Below are 17,272 nucleotides of genomic sequence, written 5' to 3' on the forward strand. Positions count from 1 at the left end.
ACCTATTCGTTCAGATTCTTTATAAATTAGTCTTGGTAGACCAAATTTGCCTTATCAATATTGTGACTGTCGATGTCCAACACTTGTTGTTTTTCAACTTCCACTTGAATCATTTCGTTTTCAAGATCCACAGCAACAAGTTTTGCTTGGAACTTACGACGGTTATCTACAGCACTGATCAAACGTAATGCCACTTGCTGACCTACATAAGCCGGCATTTGTTCTAATTGGAAAAACGGACGATCCCAGCCTGGTGATGATACTTCTAATGAGTATTCACCTGAAATTGGATCATGCACGTCGAGCATTGCGCCAACTTGTTGTGTTACGCGAACACAATCTTGTACACCAATACCACGACCTTGCTCTTCTTCACCGTCTTCATCTAAAACAGGCGCTGCGTTTTGATCGATTTCTTTGTCAATGTAAATACGTAATAAAGAACGTTTCCCTTGTGGCAAGAATTCAATGCCCCATAGGTCAACACCACAAGCTTGCACAGCCGGAGCGATTAGGTCTTGGAGTGCTTGAGTTTTATTTGATAGCTTCATTTACTCTCGTCAATTTTGTGCGATTCAATGGTCAGAACGACCATAAGATTGGACAGGACTATAATAGTAGTGAAACATGACTATTTGACCAATTGATGTCGACACTACACGATAGCCAATAAAAAAGGGCGTCAATCGCCCTCATTATTACACAGAAAACAAATGCCCACTGTGCAAAAAGGCCCACCTTTTTGTGAGCCTTTAGAAAACTTGGTAGCGGGAGCTGGATTTGAACCAACGACCTTCGGGTTATGAGCCCGACGAGCTACCAGACTGCTCCATCCCGCATCAACGTGCAAAAATTATATCTGTATTACGGTTAATTTTCAATCTAAAAATCAATCGCACTAATTAAGTTCTGGCTTAATTAAAAGTGGTAGCGGGAGCTGGATTTGAACCAACGACCTTCGGGTTATGAGCCCGACGAGCTACCAGACTGCTCCATCCCGCAACAACATATACAAATTTTTTCATTTAACTTAAAGGCTAAATGCTTATTTAGTTTGCAAGCTAAATAAGATTGGTAGCGGGAGCTGGATTTGAACCAACGACCTTCGGGTTATGAGCCCGACGAGCTACCAGACTGCTCCATCCCGCAACGATATACAAAATTTTCTGATTTAACTTCAAGTTAAACCCTCATTTAGTTTGTATGCTAAATAAGATTGGTAGCGGGAGCTGGATTTGAACCAACGACCTTCGGGTTATGAGCCCGACGAGCTACCAGACTGCTCCATCCCGCATCAACAGATTTGCTGCTTACACCAACTTAACTTCTGGATTAAAGTTGGTGCGGAAGGGGGGACTTGAACCCCCACGCCCGAAAGCACTACCACCTCAAGGTAGCGTGTCTACCAATTCCACCACCACCGCAGCAGCACGCATTCTAAGCCTTCCTTGACAAAAAGGGAAGCTTATTCTTGAGTTTTTGGTGCAACTGGTGAAGTTTCAGGCAATGTTACCGGTGCAGTCTGTGTGCTAGAGACCGATTTTAAGCTATACGAGTCATTGCTTTGATTCTTAGCAAAGATTGCAAGGGTTAAACTGGTGACAAAAAATAATGCCGTTAAAATTGCAGTTAAACGACTTAAAAAGTTACCCGACCCTGAGGCACCAAACACTGTTGCTGCACCGCCGCCACCAAACGAAGCGCCAGCATCTGCACCCTTACCGTGCTGTACTAAAATTAATACGATCATTAACAAGGCTAAGATAATATGTACGACCAGCACAAAAGTTTGCATGCTGTACTCCTAATTATTGTGTATTGGCAAATGCTAAAGCAATCTGATGGAAAGATTGGGCATTGAGTGATGCACCGCCAACAAGTGCACCATTAATATCAGGACAGGCCGCTAACTCTACTGCATTTTCAGCTTTTACACTACCACCATACAAAATTGCTGTACTGGCGCCGTAGCTAGTAATTTGCTTTAAGCCTTCACGAATTTTGGCATGCATGGCTTGTGCATCTTCAGGAGAAGCGGTTTTACCGGTACCAATGGCCCAAATAGGTTCATAAGCCACAATAATATTGGCCCATGCATCACCTGACACCACGGCCGCAATATCACAAATCTGTTGTAATACCACAGCTTCTGCTTGACCCGCTTCACGTTGTTCTAAGCTTTCACCTACGCAATAAATGACTTTTAGACCTGCATTTAAGGCATTTTGAACTTTGGCATTTAAACGTTCACGGTCGTCAGCAAAAATTTCACGGCGTTCTGAGTGACCTACCAATACATAAGCAATGCCATGATCCACCAGCAACTCAGCACTCACCTCACCTGTGTAAGCGCCGGTACCTGCAATACGCGACACATCTTGCGCGACGCTATACACAGGGCGGACAGCATCAGCCAATTGTGCTTGTACAGTACCTAAAGCCAACATAGTGGGCGCAATACCTAAGTGACATTTTTCTTCTGCAATGGGTTGCTCTTGCAATAATTGTTTAAATTCATTGAGCAATTGCTGTGCTTGTGCCTGCACTGGATTCATTTTCCAGTTGCCTACAACCCAAGGGGTAATGGTCGAAGCCGACATAGATGACCTATAAAAAACAATTCATAAAAACGCGCATATTCTACACGGAATTGTAAATTTTCAAGCATACTTTCTTACACTGTACGAATTTACAAATTCCAAGTCAGTCGATGCCTTGAGCTTAAATATTGAAAAAGCATGGATTTAATTCTAACTCATTCAATTTTTAATCTATATTTAAGGTAAACACCACACTTTGGGATATAGTATTTTCACGCAACAAAAGTATAATTTTGTTATACGTATTATAAACAATTTATGTTGAGGACGATTGGGGCATGTCATTTACACACGGGGCGCCTAAATTCACAGGCTTTATTCGACGCTTGGTCGACGACGGCATCATTGCCGCTGAAGCAATGCAACAGGCGATCTTAAGTGCCAAAAAAACTGAACAAGATATCGTCCCTTTTTTAATTGAACATTTAAATATTTCACCTTATGCGATTGCTGAAAAAATTTCTCAAGAATTTGGTGAACCACTCTTTGATTTAAACGCTTACGACTCCTCTCACTTAGTTCATGACTTAATTGAAGACAAGTTAATTTTAAAATATCGCGTTTTACCCATTTATCAACGCGGTCACTTGCTTTACTTAGCCACCAGTAATCCCACCAATATTGATGCTTTAGATGCCATTCGCTTTAACAGCAAAAAAAATGTTGAATTGGTGATTGTTGAACACGACAAACTCGAACGTGCGATTGAAGCCAACTTTGCTGAAGATACCACCTTTAATTTTGACGAAGATCTTGATCTAGATTTACAAGCCGATGCCGAACCGCATCATGATCACGATGAACCAACGCAAGAAGATGAAGCACCAATTGTTAAATATATTAATAAGTTGCTGATTGACGCGATTCGTATGGGTGCATCGGACTTGCACTTTGAACCCTATGAAAAGGTATATCGTGTGCGCTATCGTATTGATGGTGTACTGCGTCAAATTGCCACTCCACCTTTGCAATTGGCCACGCGTTTATCGGCACGTTTAAAAGTCATGTCACAAATGGACATTTCCGAAAAACGTGTGCCGCAAGATGGACGCATTAAACTTAAAATTTCTAAAACTAAAGCCATCGATTTTCGTGTCAACTCGCTGCCTACCCTGTTTGGTGAAAAAATCGTGCTGCGTATTTTAGATCCATCGAGTGCCATGCTGGGTATTGACGCTTTAGGTTATGAACCCGAGCAAAAAGCCCTGTTTATGGAAGCCTTAGATAAACCGCAAGGCATGTTACTCATTACAGGGCCAACAGGTTCGGGTAAAACCGTATCCCTGTATACAGGTTTAAATATTTTAAACCGTGAAGATACCAATATCTCCACTGCCGAAGATCCGGTTGAAATTAACTTAGAGGGTATTAATCAGGTTAACGTCAATCCTAAAGTCGGTTTAACCTTTGCCGTGGCACTGCGTTCATTCTTACGTCAAGATCCAGATATTGTCATGGTCGGTGAGATTCGAGATTTAGAAACAGCAGAAATTGCCATTAAAGCGGCACAAACCGGTCATATGGTAATGTCAACGCTGCATACCAACAGTGCGCCAGAAACTTTAACCCGTTTACGTAATATGGGTGTGCCTTCGTTTAATATTGCCACTTCGGTAAACCTGGTTATTGCACAGCGTTTAGCACGCCGTTTATGTAAACAGTGTAAAGCACCAATTGAGATTCCCAAAAACAGTTTATTGGAAATGGGCTTTACCGAAGAAGATTTACAACAAGAGTTTCAAATTTATCAGCCTGTGGGCTGTAGTGAATGTCGTGAAGGCTACAAAGGGCGTGTGGGGATTTATGAAGTCATGAAAATTACGCCTGAAATTTCTAAATTGATTATGGAAGATGCCAACTCGATTGAAATTTCTAAGCAGTCACAAGCATTGGGGTTTAGTAACCTGCGTCGTTCAGGCTTACTTAAAGTGATGCAAGGGGTAACGTCTTTACAAGAAGTTAACCGCGTAACCAGCGAATAGACCAAGTATTTAAAATAAGGATAACTTGCATGGCTGTCAAAAAAGCACAGATGATGCCAACTTTCATCTACGATGGTGTTGATCGTAAGGGGATAAAAATTAAGGGGGAAATTCCAGCACGGAATATGGCTTTGGCTAAAGTCACCCTCCGTAAGCAAGGGATTACCATTAAGACCATTCGAGAAAAGAAAAAAAATATTCTTGAAGCTTTTACCAAAAAACGGGTTACGACCTTAGATATCACCATCTTTACCCGTCAACTTGCAACGATGATGAAAGCCGGTGTGCCTTTGGTACAAAGCTTTGAAATTGTGGCAGAAGGTTTAGACAACCCTGCCATGCGTGAAGTAGTACTGGGGATTAAAGGCGAAGTTGAAGGTGGTAATACCTTTGCTGGCGCGCTACGTAAATATCCGCAGCATTTTGACAAGTTATTCTGTTCACTGGTGGAATCGGGTGAGCAATCTGGTGCTTTAGAAACCATGCTCGACCGTGTGGCGGTCTATAAAGAAAAGAGTGAGCTACTCAAGCAAAAAATCAAAAAAGCCATGAAATATCCAGCCACCGTGATTGTAGTGGCGGTGATTGTTACCATTATCTTGATGGTCAAAGTGGTACCTGTATTCCAAGACCTGTTTAGCTCCTTTGGTGCCGATTTACCTGCCTTTACGCAAATGGTGGTGAATATGTCAAACTGGATGCAAAGCTACTGGTTTATTCTTATTATTGGTATTGCCATTGCGATTGCTCTGATTTTAGAAGCGAAAAAACGCAGTAAAAAATTCCGTGATGGCTTAGATAAAGCTGCGCTCAAGTTGCCAATTTTTGGTGACTTAATCTATAAAGCCATTATTGCGCGATACAGCCGCACCTTAGCCACCACCTTTGCCGCGGGTGTACCGTTAATTGATGCATTGGAATCAACTGCTGGCGCTACCAATAATGTGGTGTATGAAGAAGCCGTACTCAAAATTCGTGATGATGTTTCAACTGGTCAACAATTACAGTTTGCCATGCGCGCAACCAACAAATTCCCTTCTATGGCGATTCAAATGGTGGCGATTGGTGAAGAATCAGGTGCTTTAGATGCCATGCTGGATAAAGTCGCAACGCACTATGAAAACGAAGTCGATAACGCAGTGGATGGCTTAACCTCTATGATGGAGCCATTAATTATGGCAATTTTAGGTGTGTTAGTGGGTGGTTTAGTCATTGCCATGTACCTGCCAATCTTCCAAATGGGCTCTGTGGTCTAATGCAAGACATTGTGTATTTTCTAAGCAACAACCCAACTGCGCTGTATATCGTGGTTGGACTATTTAGTCTGTGTATTGGCAGTTTTTTAAATGTGGTGATTTATCGCACCCCAAAAATGATGCAGCAAGAATGGCACAATGAATGCCAAATGCTGATTCATCCTGAACACCCCATCATTGATGACAGCAAGTTAACATTAAGCCAACCTGCCTCGAGCTGTCCTCAATGTAAGACCCCTATTCGCTGGTATCAAAATATTCCAGTCGTAAGTTGGTTAGTGTTACGCGGCAAATGTAGCACTTGCCAAAATCCCATTAGCATGCGTTACCCGCTGATTGAATTGCTAACCGCAGCCTGTGCGCTAACTGTGGTGGCAGTATTGGGCCCTACAGTGCAAATGCTGTTTGGTTTAGTGCTGACTTATGTGCTGATTGCTTTGACCTTTATTGATTTTGATACCCAATTACTTCCTGATCGCTACACACTCCCACTGGCAGCCTTAGGTTTAATCGTCAATAGTTATGCCTTGTATATCACCCCTACCCAAGCCATTTGGGGTTATGTGATTGGTTTTCTATGCTTATGGATCGTGTATTACCTATTTAAATTGGTGACAGGCAAAGAAGGCATGGGCTACGGTGACTTTAAGTTATTGGCTGCTTTAGGCGCATGGATGGGCCCTTTAATGCTGCCTTTGATTGTGCTACTTTCATCTGTGGTAGGCGCGATTATTGGCATTATTTTACTAAAAATCCGCCAAGAGAATCAGGCTTTTGCCTTTGGTCCCTATATTGCAATTGCGGGTTGGATTGCCTTTTTATGGGGCGAGAAAATCATGCAAATTTACCTAGGTTAAGGAAAACGAGATGCGGTTGATTGTGGGTTTAACAGGTGGTATTGGCAGCGGAAAATCTGCAGCCAGTGCATGGTTTGAACAACAAGGCATCACTGTAGTTGATGCTGATATTGTGGCACGAGAAGTGGTCGAAGCAGGTTCACCTGTACTACAACAATTGGTGCAAAGTTTTGGTGACTGGGTATTACTCGACAATGGCGAACTTAATCGTCGTGCCTTACGTCAGCATGTCTTTAGCCATCAAGATGCTCGGCAGACCTTAAATCAAATTACCCACCCTGCGATTCGCCAATCGATTATTCAACAGCTTGAACAAGCCACTAGCCCCTATGTGATTTTGGTCTCGCCACTCTTATTTGAAAGTCAGCAAAACCAACTCACCTCACGTACACTATTGATTGATGCGAGTGTCGAGTTACAAATTGAGCGCGCTTCACAACGTGATGGACAAAGTTTAGAACAAATCCAAAGTATTATTGCCGCCCAAATGTCGCGTGAGCAAAAACAAGCGTTGGCAGATGATATTGTGCTCAATGATGGCGAGCTTGAGCATTTATATGCACAATTAAGACCGCTGCATTTACACTATTTAGCCTTAAGCGAACAATAAAAAAGCAGTCTTAAGACTGCTTTTTTTCTGCCAATTTAGCGGCTAGAGGATCTTTACGCCCCAGCCAACGCCATGGTTGCAAAGCACCAATCGCCATCCCCACTAAACCGCAAATAATCGCCATACTTAAAGGCTCATTGAGCAGCGGAACTGCCAAGATAGCCGCCATAAAAGGCGCGAGGGTCACAATACTGCCCGCTTTAAATGCCCCTAAACGTTTAATGGCTTCAACATAAGTTAAAGTCGCAATAATCACCACAAAGATGCCATGAAAAATAGTTTGTAGCAGCAAATGTATTGGCTCAGGTTCACTTAAATTTTTAGGCAAAAATAGCAGATAAATTGGGATGTAAACCAGAGCTGACCAAATCGCAACACTGGCCATTGAATGCCAAGCAGAGAGCTTCCATTGACGTAGCAACACACTAAATGTGCCCCACAGCAATGCGCTGATAAAAAACAGTAAATCACCCAAGCCAAAAGCAATTCCGCTTTCTTGGTACATGAGGTAACTCATCCCGCCAATCGCCAGCAGCATAATCACCACGCTGATCCATGTGTTTTTATCAAATGGTGCTTTATACAATAGCCATGCCATAAGTGCAGTACACAGCGGAATACAACCATTTAAAAAAATCGCAGCATGCGCGGCAGGTACGTAATGAAAGGCTTGATAACAAATCAAGCAGTATCCTAAACCGCCAATCATTGCCAAGCTAAATGCCTTTTTACTCCATAAAAAAGCAGTGTCTTTTTTGTAGATTAGAATCGGCATTAAGATTAAAAATGCCAAGGCAAAACGCAGCGCGGTAATATCCCAAGCACTAATATGCCAATTGGCACTGAGGCGGGCTGTCAGGGTAAAGCCGCCCCAGATACACATGGTAATCAGAACAAATAAATAACCTTGGTATCTGGGTGACATGCCTATTGTCCGTTACGTTGACGGCATGCTTCGTATAGCGCCATACCCGTTGCCACACTTACATTTAAGCTTTGTAAATTACCCGCCATTGGAATGTAAACAGTTTGGTCGCATTGACTTTGGGTAATTGGACGTAAACCCGTATCTTCTGCGCCCATCACAATACAAATCCCTGTACCCGTAAAATCAAACTCTTGGATAGGTAAGGCTTTTTCATCTAGCATGGTGCCGACCACTTGCACATTAAACTCATCTTTAATATTGCCAAGGGTACGCGCTAAGTTAGTGACCTGAATAAATTTAACTTTTTCGGCACCACCGGCAGCAATTTTGCGTGCGGTAGGCGTTAAACTTGCCGAACGATCACGCGGTACAATCACTGCTTCTGCACCCATCGCTGCTGCGGTACGAATACAGGCACCTAAGTTATGCGGATCAGTGACTTGATCTAAAGCTAATAACAAGGCCTTGGGATTTTGTTTAAGTAAATCTTCTAAATCTTGTTCATTTAAGGTTGGATGTGGACGTACCGCTGCCACTACGCCTTGATGGAAGGGTTGGCCTGCCATTTTTTCTAATTTATCGCGGCTGGCTTGCTGTACGCTAATGCCAAAGGGTTCTGCAAGAGCCAAAATATTTTTTAAGCGCTGATCATCACGACCTTTTAAGGTAAATAGATTCAAAACGCGCTCAGGCTCAAGCTCTAACAATGACTCCACAGAGTGAACGCCATAAAAATATTCTAATTTAGCCATGAACGACCTCAAAATTTAACTGTGACAATGCCAAAAACAAAAAATCCTGCAAAGTACACCTTACAGGATTTCGATTGCTACAGTTTAACTGATTCACTGTAAAATTGCTTGGATTAGCCTTCGAAGTGACAGACGTAATCTAGTGCTTCATCTGTTTCAATTTTAAAACGGCTGTTACCTGGCACATAGAAAGATTGACCAGCGCGGAACAATTCACTTTCAGTGCTGTCAGCAATTTGCACACGACATTCACCAGAAATAATTTCCATACGTTCTGGAGCATGCGTCTCAAACGTTAATGCTTGCGACGTTGGCAGAATCACGCCTAGGGTTTTTTTTGTTCCATCAGCAAATTGTACCGTGTGACTGATACATAAACCGCCAAAGTAAACATTTGATTTTTTTACCACAGATACATGATCAAACTGCGTCGACATGCTTTTTCTCCACAAATAGTATGTTGTAATCTTCCAATCGCTGTAGTTTAAATCTGCGCCAACAACTAATCAATTGATCAATACGCTTGCAGGCATATTTTCCACTGCCCTGTCGTTAAATGTTCGGCATAAGCACGCGGTAAATTCATGCGGATCTTGCCTGTATCTACCTTGGCATCATAAGCACAGACCGTATTATGCTGCTCATCCACTAAATGCCAACGTACCTGTTGTGCATCTGGTTCGTGTACTTTGACTTCCACCACAGGAGTTGCTAAATCTGCACCAACGTAAAAATAGTTGGCTTTTTCATAATCATTTTTGGCCACGTAATCCGGAAATGCGATACCGTCACTGCTATAGCCTTGGGAATCGTGAGTCAGTAAACTACGTGAAATAGTGGGCCACATTTGTCTTAAAAAGTACCATTCTTGGTCCTTTTTTTGTGTTTGCTGATGCAATTGCCAATATTGCTGCAAAATGCTTTCAATATGTTTAAACGGTCCAAAACAACCGCCTAAATAAGCACTCAGTAAAAGTTCGGTATGCGTTGCATAGTCTCGCATATGATGGAACCAATATTCACTATCCAACCAATCGTTGACCGCAGCACGTTCACGGCGTGATAGCAACGTATTCACATCACGAATTAAAAAGAATTTAACCTGTGGATCACCCATAACCCAAAAACGCCAAAACTCAACCGGATAATGTTGTTGATGCTGAGGGACTTTTTTAAGCTCTGCCCCAGCAATTTTTAAACGTAACTGCACGTCGATTGGCACAGCATCATTGATATAAAAGCGGCAAGTCCATTCAGGGAAAATATCTCGCGCATAACGCACATTTAAAATGGCACTTTCACAATAACGTGGGTCTGCACTATTTAAAGCAAAACTAATAATATTTGCTTCGGCTTGACTCGGATCAAACTCAGGGCGCTGTTGAGGAAAAGTCAAAATATGATTTTTTTCCACTTGGCGTTGTTTATGTAACAACGCTAAAGCACCATATTTTTGTCGCTCTTGGGTTAAATTTAAGGCCAAGCAAACTTCTACTAAGCCATCATAAACATGGTAAATTTGCTCATTGGGTTGCAGTTGCAATACGTCTAAATAATGTTGATACGCCTCTGAATAGCGCGCTAAACGTAGCTCAGTAAAAGCTAAATCCATCTTTGCAGTAGGATGATTGGGCATTAAGGCTAAAACCTCAGTCACAGCTTGATGTGCAGCAACATAATCTGAAAGCGCAATTGCATTACGAAAAGCAATACTCAATGTATCGAGTCGTTGTTTTAAGGCGCTTTGATCTGGGATTGTGGGCACACTGCCAGCCGGTATTGCTTCAGGTTGTTGTTTTAATGTTTTATAAGGCGAACTGGAAAAACTTAATTGTATTTTCATATTTAATTTAATATAGAATTGTTATGTTTTACGTCATCTTAGAATAAAAGTCTGGCGATGACAAAAAAAAGCTGACGATTTTTAATTCATTTTTTTGCAGCCTGGATGGGTTTATGCTGACACATTTAACTCTGATCAATTTTGCTTTAGCTGAACGCCTTGCCCTTGACGTTAACAGTGGTTTTAATGTGTTAACAGGTGAAACCGGTGCTGGTAAATCCTTATTATTAGATGCTTTATCTGCCTGTTTAGGCGAACGTACTGATACCAATTATGTACGCTTTGGCTGCGATAAGGCCGATGTCACCGCGGTATTTAGCTATAAAGAGCATAGCCCCGAAGCCAAGTGGCTAAAACAACAAGAGCTAGATGATGATTCAGGCGAAATCCATTTACGCCGAGTGATTTTTGCCACTGGTCGCTCGAAAGCTTGGATCAACGGCCGACCAAGTAGTTTAACTGAGCTCAAAGAATTGGGCCGTTTATTGGTCCAATTGTACAGTCAGCATAGTCAGCAACAATTGCTAGAACAGCCCTATCCTAAACATTGGTTAGATCGTTATAGCCAACTCCAACAACCTGCACAAACTGTACGCGATGCGTATCAAATTTGGCAAAATACCATTCGTCAGCATCAAGCTGCCCTTGATGCACAAGCAAGCCGCCAACAGCGCCTCGCCACTCTTGAGTTACAGCTTGAAGAACTCGAGGACATCGTACAACTCGACTATCAAGAGATTGAGCAAGAGTTTGATCGCTTAAGTCATCATGAAAGTATTATGCAAGATTGCGGTTATGCCCTCACCGCTTTAGATGATGCTGAACAAAATCTTAATCAAGAACTCTCTAGTATTATTCGCCGCTTAGAAGATCATGCCGGACGTAGTGAACAACTTGGCAATATTTACAATGCTTTGCTCAATGCACAAAGTGAACTCGATGATGCCACCAGCAGCATTCGTCAGTTTATTGATCGTCAAAGTTTTGATCCTGAGCGTATGGAAGAGTTAAATACTCAAATGGAAGTCTTCCATCGTTTGTCGCGTAAATACCGCAGCCAACCAGAACAACTCAAACAAGAATATGAGGCCTGGCAAACTGAACTTGAACAATTACAGCAGCTCGAAGACCCTGAAACCTTAGCAGAGCAAGTGCTGATTGCTGAACAAGCGTTTATGCAACACGCCCAAGCCCTAGATCAATTACGCCGTGATGCAGCAGGGCCTTTGGCGCTTAAACTGACCGAACATGTCAAACAACTGGCGCTGCCTGAGGCGCATTTTGAGTTTAAATTTGAAGCTTTACAGCAGCCAAATGCTGAAGGCTTAAGCCTGATCCAATTGCTGTTTACTGCCAATAAAGGCATGCCAGCACAACCTTTGGCCAAAGTCGCGTCGGGCGGTGAGTTATCGCGTATTGCTTTAGTGATGCAAGTCATGAATGCTGAGAAAACCGATGCCGAGATTTTAGTCTTTGATGAAATTGATGTGGGTATCAGTGGGGGTACTGCGGAAATTGTTGGACGCCTATTGGCTGACTTGGCACAACATGTGCAGATTTTATGTATTACCCATCAAGCGCAGGTCGCAGCTCAGTCTGATCAGCACTTATTGGTGCAAAAACAACAGACTGACCCAGCCAGCAGTACCATTTTTGAGTTGGATGAAGAAGCACGTATTTTAGAATTAGCCCGTATGACAGGTGGCATTGAAATTAATCAAACCACCTTACAACATGCCAAACAGTTACGTCAGCTCAAATTCCAACAGTTGTAATGTAAATACACAAAAAGACATTGGTTTATTGGTCTGACTCTAGTAACTTGGATAGAGAGATTTACGCAAAAAAGGAGAATTGCCGCATTGCCAAATAAACAATATTTGACGCACCGTTGCCTTATTGCCCCACCGGATTTAGCGGATGACTTTTTTGCAAATACCGTCATTTATCTGGCTCGGCATGACGCAGACGGTGCCCAAGGCATTATCATTAACCGCCCATCTGGTATTCAGGTGAAAGAGTTATTACATGACCTTGAAATCACTGCTGACCATGTGAACCCACACGAAGTTTTACAAGGGGGTCCATTGCGCCCTGAGGCGGGCTTTGTCCTACACACAGGACAGCCCACTTGGCATTCTTCAGTCGCGGTCGGTGAAAATGTGTGTATTACGACCTCTAAAGACATTTTAGATGCGATTGCCCATAATCAAGGTGTAGGCAATTATCAAATTGCACTTGGCTATGCCAGTTGGGATAAAAATCAGCTTGAACAAGAACTGGCCCGCGGTGAATGGTTAGTCTGTGATGCTGATATGGATTTAATTTTTAACTTACCTTATGCCGAGCGCTGGGATGCAGCCTATAAAAAACTAGGCCTCGACCGCACTTGGTTATCTTCTGAGATTGGACATGCCTGATTTAAATCAGCCCCATATGATTATGGCTTTTGACTTTGGTACACAAAAAATGGGCATGGCCGTTGGGCAATCACTCATTCAAAGTAGTCATCCCCTCGCCTTGTTTCCCATGCGCGATGGGATTCCTCAATGGGACAACTTACTGAAGATCGTGCAACAATATCAACCTAGCCTATTTTTGGTGGGTTTGCCTTTAAATATGGATGACACAGAATCTGAACTTTCTGCACGCGCACGTAAGTTTGCACGTCGCTTACGTCATCAAACCAATATTGAAACGTTGATGGTCGATGAACGCTTAACCACCCGTGAAGCACGCGATGAACTTGTATCTTATCAAGCCAATGGTCGTGGTAAAAATATTGCCGCGGATAGTATCGCTGCGGCTTTGTTTATCGAAAGTTGGTACCGCGACCCTCAAGGTCTAAAACCTTAAATCACAATAAGCACCGATGAGGTGCTTTTTTATTGTCGATTTAAACAGCATGAGTGAATGACAGACCTAATCTCTCCCAAATCTAAGTTTTTTCAGCTCTTAATCTCTTATACAAAGAATCAAAATAAAACTTCAGCATCATAAGTCTCTAAAATTACATGCTTTTCTTAAATTTATTTATAAATATCAGTCATTTTACTAAAGCCAAGTAAAAGCTTTGCCGCGGCTTGGCGTTTTTGTTGTAAAGTAATCGAGAATTACTATTGATTAAACCCTTTTTTGAGTACGCAGGTAATTATGGCGCTTTCTAGTTTTGGTAAAATTCTGACTGTTTTAGATCTTTTTTCGGTGTCCCGACCGGTGATTAATGTCGATATTATCAGTGCAGAGCTTGGCCTATCTAAACCCACTAGCTACCGCTATTTAAAAGAATTGGTTTCTGCCGAATTATTACAGCGCTTAAGCGGTACTTCAGGCGATTACACCTTAGGCTCTAAAATTGCTGTGCTGGATTATATTTCTAGAACCACTGACCCTTTAGTGCAAATTAGCATTCCGTTTATTAAAGATATTGTGGAGCGCACCGAGTTTTCATGTTTACTGACGCATCTAAACTACGACTCATGTATTGATCTACATGATGAAGTATTTAAAAACATGAGCTTATTGTCTTATGGACGAGGTTGCCCACGTCCTGTCTATGTAGGCTCTTCGCCTAAAGCGATTATTTCACATTTGCCTAAACAGCAAATTTTAGACTATTACCAACGCTTTTCTGCTCAACTGGCCGAAGTTAACTTTGCCCATAGTGAAGAAGAATTTTTAAGCTTAATGAAAAAAATTAAAAAACAGGGCTATTACTTTTCAAATGGTGAGCTCGATCCCCATATTGCCGGTCTTTCGGTACCAGTTAAATTCTCAACTAAAGAGCCACCTTTGGCTTTAACCTTACTTGCGTCTAAAAATCGTTTTGAATTTGTAAATTTACAGAAACTTATTGAGATTTTACAAGAGAATGCAGCTTTAATTGAAAAGAAATTTCTGGCACTTGAGCAAGGCAAGGCCTAAGGTTTTATACTCCGCCCATGTTCAACATGGGCTTTTTTTTGACAATTTTTCCACAGTTTAAGCATCAGATCTCGCTACACTAAAATGACTTTACAACAATAAAGCTGTCGTTATGAATTTATGGCAACTGTTTCAAAAATTACGTCCTTTTGTACAGCCCTATAAGTTATTAGTTTTTGCCACTTTAGCATTAACCTTTATTGCTGCGTTTACCGCTCAGGTTAATGCCTTGACCTTACAATATGCTGTCGATCAAATTAATACCTTGCTTGAACAAGGTTTAGGTCTAGATGCCGGTTGGCATATTTTAATCACGATCTCGGTGATTTTACTTAGTAAAGAAATCATCAATGCCTTTGTACAATTTGGGCAAAAATTTTATGGCGAGAAACTCAGAATCTTTGTCTCACAAGATTTAGCCCAAGGCATTATTGAGAAATTTCTCACCTATCAACTGAGCTTTTTTAATCAAGATAATAACCAAGCAGGTAAACTACAAACCCGTATTGACCGTGGTATTGGCTCACTGACCCGTTTAGTGCAAATCTTTTTTATTGATATTTTACCCTTATTTACCAGTGCCATTGTGGCTTTAGGCTTAATGTACTATGCCAATATCTATGTGGGTTTGGTCGCCACTGCGATTGTGCCGCTTTACTTTTGGCTGACCTACCGCCAAGCGCAAAAACTGGGCGGTTGGCGGCGAAATTTACGCGATGGACGCGAGAAAAAAAGCCAAGGCATTTTAAGTATTATTAACTCTATTACCGTGATTAAATCCTTTAATCGGGAAAAAATTGAATCTGATAAACAATTAAGCTTACAGCGTGAGCTGACCCAAAACCAAATGCAGACCCGGCAAACCAGTTTTATCTTTGATGGGTTAAAAACCTTTATTGAGCAAATTGGCATTGTGCTGATCATTATTTTAACTGCTTATTTTGTATTGGATGGGAAAATGAGTATTGGCATGATTATGTATCATGTGTTGCTCTTTAATAATGTTTCTGCCCCAATTCGTTCCTTGCATCGTATTTATGATGAAGTCAATGACGCCATGATTTATTCAGAAAGCTTCTTTAAAATTTTAGAAGCGGATGATGAAATTGAAGCCAGTGGTGCACAAAAACCCGTCATTCGCGGTGAATTTCAACTAAAGAATGTCAATTTCTTTTACCCTAATGGTCATCATGCACTAAAAGACATTTGTATGAGCATTCAACCCAACAAAATTACCGCTTTGGTGGGTTTATCTGGCGCAGGCAAATCAACTTCAATTAGTTTACTGGATAAATTTTATATACCTAAAGACGGCAGTATTACTTTAGATGGCGTAGACTTAAACCATATAGACACCCAATATCTGCGTGATCAAATTGGTTTGGTGCTACAAAAAAATCATATTTTCCAAGGCTCTATTTTTGACAATATCCGTTACGGCAAAATGAATGCCACAGAAGAAGAGGTCTATTTGGCAGCAGAAAAAGCCTCAATTCATAGCCAAATTTTACAATTACCTGAGGGCTATCACAGTGATGCCTTGATGCTTTCTGGCGGACAGCAACAGCGGATTGCCATTGCGCGCATGTTTTTAAAAAATCCACCGATTATTTTTTTAGATGAACCAACCGCAAGTTTAGATGCCATTGCCAGTGAACAAATTAAGCAAAGTTTGGATGAAATTAAACAAGGCCGCACCGTGGTGATTATTTCCCATAGTTTATCGCAAATTATTGATGCTGATTATACCTATGTGATGCAAGAAGGTCGGATTGCCGAACACGGTGAACATGAGGCACTCTATCACCAAGATGGCGTGTATAAAGAAATTTTTGATGCCATGGCCAAAAGCTTAAACATTGAAAAAATTGCCAAAACCTTTGAAGATGATAGCGAAGAAGAAACCCATAGCTAAAGCAAAAATTGCCGAAAAGTCAGGTTAATGCGTGGCTCACGCACACGCAGCATTTTAGGAATTTGATGTTGCCAATGCTGCTGGGTTTGACCACGCATGACAATTAATTGTCCGCTTGCTAAATCCAAGCTCACTTTTTCTTGGCTATGTTTATGGCTTAAATAAAATTTACGACTGGCGCCCAGACTTAAAGATGCAATTGTAGTTTCTGGCTCGAGCGACATATCATCATCGCTATGCCAACCCATACCTTCATTACCTGAGGGATAAAAATTGGCTAAACAGGAATTAAATTGGCTTTGGGTCAGCTGTTCAATATAGTGTTTGAGTTGCAACATTGCATCAGACCATGGCAGCGCAATACGCTCGATCCCTGAATATTGATAGTTCTGCCCTGCATCGCCATACCACACCACTAAGCGTTTTAAGACATGATGCTTGCCATAAATGCGCACTTCATCGGCTTGCCATGGCAATTGATGCTGTAAATAGTTAAACCAATCGGCAGCCTCTTGGGCGCTAAAAATCAGCCCATAATCTTCAACAATACCATCATAAGGTAAATAATTTTTGTAGCTCATCAAAAAAGCCCCTCAGCGAGGAGC

Annotated in this window: 17 protein-coding genes and 5 tRNA genes; 9 read left to right on the forward strand and 13 right to left on the reverse strand. The window is 41.7% G+C overall.

All coding sequences use genetic code 11. The features are described 5' to 3' along the window. Positions 1-26: 26 nt before the first annotated feature. The 8 genes from rimP to tpiA all read right to left on the reverse strand — a co-directional run bounded on the left by rimP (position 27) and on the right by tpiA (position 2,600). Positions 27-551: a ribosome maturation factor RimP gene (gene rimP, locus AC5YCI_RS08905; protein ID WP_496129395.1), complete on the reverse strand. Its 525-nt coding sequence runs from the start codon at positions 549-551 to the stop codon at positions 27-29. Between the two features lie 211 nt (positions 552-762). Next, a tRNA-Met gene (locus AC5YCI_RS08910) sits at positions 763-839 on the reverse strand. Positions 840-925: 86 nt separating this feature from the next. After that, positions 926-1,002 (reverse strand) — tRNA-Met (locus AC5YCI_RS08915). 70 nt (positions 1,003-1,072) lie between these two features. Further along, a tRNA-Met gene (locus AC5YCI_RS08920) sits at positions 1,073-1,149 on the reverse strand. Positions 1,150-1,217: 68 nt separating this feature from the next. Beyond that, positions 1,218-1,294 (reverse strand) — tRNA-Met (locus AC5YCI_RS08925). A 45-nt stretch (positions 1,295-1,339) separates the two neighbouring features. Continuing rightward, positions 1,340-1,424 (reverse strand) — tRNA-Leu (locus AC5YCI_RS08930). A 41-nt stretch (positions 1,425-1,465) separates the two neighbouring features. Further along, entirely contained in the window at positions 1,466-1,795 is a 330-nt protein-coding gene (secG, locus tag AC5YCI_RS08935; protein WP_496129394.1) for a preprotein translocase subunit SecG, read from the reverse strand. 13 nt (positions 1,796-1,808) lie between these two features. Continuing rightward, entirely contained in the window at positions 1,809-2,600 is a 792-nt protein-coding gene (tpiA, locus tag AC5YCI_RS08940; protein WP_496129393.1) for a triose-phosphate isomerase, read from the reverse strand. Positions 2,601-2,878: 278 nt separating this feature from the next. Here tpiA and pilB point away from each other — a divergent pair, with 278 nt between their 5' ends. From pilB to coaE, 4 genes are read left to right on the forward strand one after another with little or no spacing between them, the layout of a single operon-like run. Continuing rightward, positions 2,879-4,582, forward strand: a complete 1,704-nt coding sequence (gene pilB, locus AC5YCI_RS08945) for a type IV-A pilus assembly ATPase PilB (protein WP_496129392.1) — start codon at positions 2,879-2,881, stop codon at positions 4,580-4,582. Between the two features lie 29 nt (positions 4,583-4,611). Further along, positions 4,612-5,838 carry a type II secretion system F family protein gene (locus AC5YCI_RS08950; protein ID WP_496129391.1) on the forward strand — a complete coding sequence of 409 codons (1,227 nt, stop codon included), beginning with the start codon at positions 4,612-4,614 and terminating at the stop codon, positions 5,836-5,838. Continuing rightward, complete coding sequence (locus tag AC5YCI_RS08955; RefSeq protein ID WP_496129390.1) at positions 5,838-6,695, forward strand: prepilin peptidase; 858 nt, start codon at positions 5,838-5,840, stop codon at positions 6,693-6,695. The genes AC5YCI_RS08950 and AC5YCI_RS08955 overlap by 1 nt, the downstream gene beginning before the upstream one ends. Before the next feature lie 10 nt (positions 6,696-6,705). Next, positions 6,706-7,305, forward strand: coding sequence for a dephospho-CoA kinase (gene coaE, locus AC5YCI_RS08960; protein ID WP_496129389.1), 600 nt, complete (start codon positions 6,706-6,708; stop codon positions 7,303-7,305). A 10-nt stretch (positions 7,306-7,315) separates the two neighbouring features. Here the strand turns inward: coaE and AC5YCI_RS08965 are convergent, their stop codons facing one another. The 4 genes from AC5YCI_RS08965 to AC5YCI_RS08980 all read right to left on the reverse strand — a co-directional run bounded on the left by AC5YCI_RS08965 (position 7,316) and on the right by AC5YCI_RS08980 (position 10,828). Then, a complete protein-coding gene (locus AC5YCI_RS08965; protein ID WP_496129388.1) occupies positions 7,316-8,230 on the reverse strand; it encodes a DMT family transporter in 915 nt (304 codons plus the stop codon). A 2-nt stretch (positions 8,231-8,232) separates the two neighbouring features. Beyond that, complete coding sequence (gene rlmB, locus AC5YCI_RS08970; protein WP_496129387.1) at positions 8,233-8,985, reverse strand: 23S rRNA (guanosine(2251)-2'-O)-methyltransferase RlmB; 753 nt, start codon at positions 8,983-8,985, stop codon at positions 8,233-8,235. Between the two features lie 113 nt (positions 8,986-9,098). Beyond that, positions 9,099-9,422, reverse strand: coding sequence for a pyrimidine/purine nucleoside phosphorylase (gene ppnP / locus AC5YCI_RS08975; RefSeq protein WP_496129386.1), 324 nt, complete (start codon positions 9,420-9,422; stop codon positions 9,099-9,101). Positions 9,423-9,499: 77 nt separating this feature from the next. Then, complete coding sequence (locus AC5YCI_RS08980) at positions 9,500-10,828, reverse strand: tetratricopeptide repeat protein (protein ID WP_496129385.1); 1,329 nt, start codon at positions 10,826-10,828, stop codon at positions 9,500-9,502. A 113-nt stretch (positions 10,829-10,941) separates the two neighbouring features. Between AC5YCI_RS08980 and recN the strand changes: the two genes are divergently transcribed. From recN to AC5YCI_RS09005, 5 genes are all read left to right on the forward strand, one after another. Continuing rightward, positions 10,942-12,603 (forward strand): DNA repair protein RecN, encoded by a 1,662-nt coding sequence (gene recN, locus AC5YCI_RS08985; protein ID WP_496129384.1) that lies wholly within the window; start codon positions 10,942-10,944, stop codon positions 12,601-12,603. An 87-nt stretch (positions 12,604-12,690) separates the two neighbouring features. Then, on the forward strand, positions 12,691-13,248 hold the full coding sequence (locus AC5YCI_RS08990) for a YqgE/AlgH family protein (RefSeq protein WP_496129383.1): 558 nt from the start codon (positions 12,691-12,693) through the stop codon (positions 13,246-13,248). Next, on the forward strand, positions 13,241-13,684 hold the full coding sequence (gene ruvX, locus AC5YCI_RS08995) for a Holliday junction resolvase RuvX (RefSeq protein WP_496129382.1): 444 nt from the start codon (positions 13,241-13,243) through the stop codon (positions 13,682-13,684). The genes AC5YCI_RS08990 and ruvX overlap by 8 nt, the downstream gene beginning before the upstream one ends. A gap of 297 nt (positions 13,685-13,981) precedes the next feature. After that, positions 13,982-14,752 (forward strand): IclR family transcriptional regulator, encoded by a 771-nt coding sequence (locus AC5YCI_RS09000; RefSeq protein WP_496129381.1) that lies wholly within the window; start codon positions 13,982-13,984, stop codon positions 14,750-14,752. Positions 14,753-14,864: 112 nt separating this feature from the next. Beyond that, positions 14,865-16,667: an ABC transporter ATP-binding protein gene (locus tag AC5YCI_RS09005; RefSeq protein ID WP_496129380.1), complete on the forward strand. Its 1,803-nt coding sequence runs from the start codon at positions 14,865-14,867 to the stop codon at positions 16,665-16,667. On the opposite strand, the gene AC5YCI_RS09010 is transcribed toward AC5YCI_RS09005, so the two are convergent. Next, positions 16,664-17,248, reverse strand: a complete 585-nt coding sequence (locus AC5YCI_RS09010) for an alpha-ketoglutarate-dependent dioxygenase AlkB family protein (RefSeq protein WP_496129379.1) — start codon at positions 17,246-17,248, stop codon at positions 16,664-16,666. The genes AC5YCI_RS09005 and AC5YCI_RS09010 overlap by 4 nt on opposite strands. Positions 17,249-17,272 lie beyond the last annotated feature (24 nt).

The sequence above is a fragment of the Acinetobacter sp. CY17 genome (genome assembly GCF_059515825.1).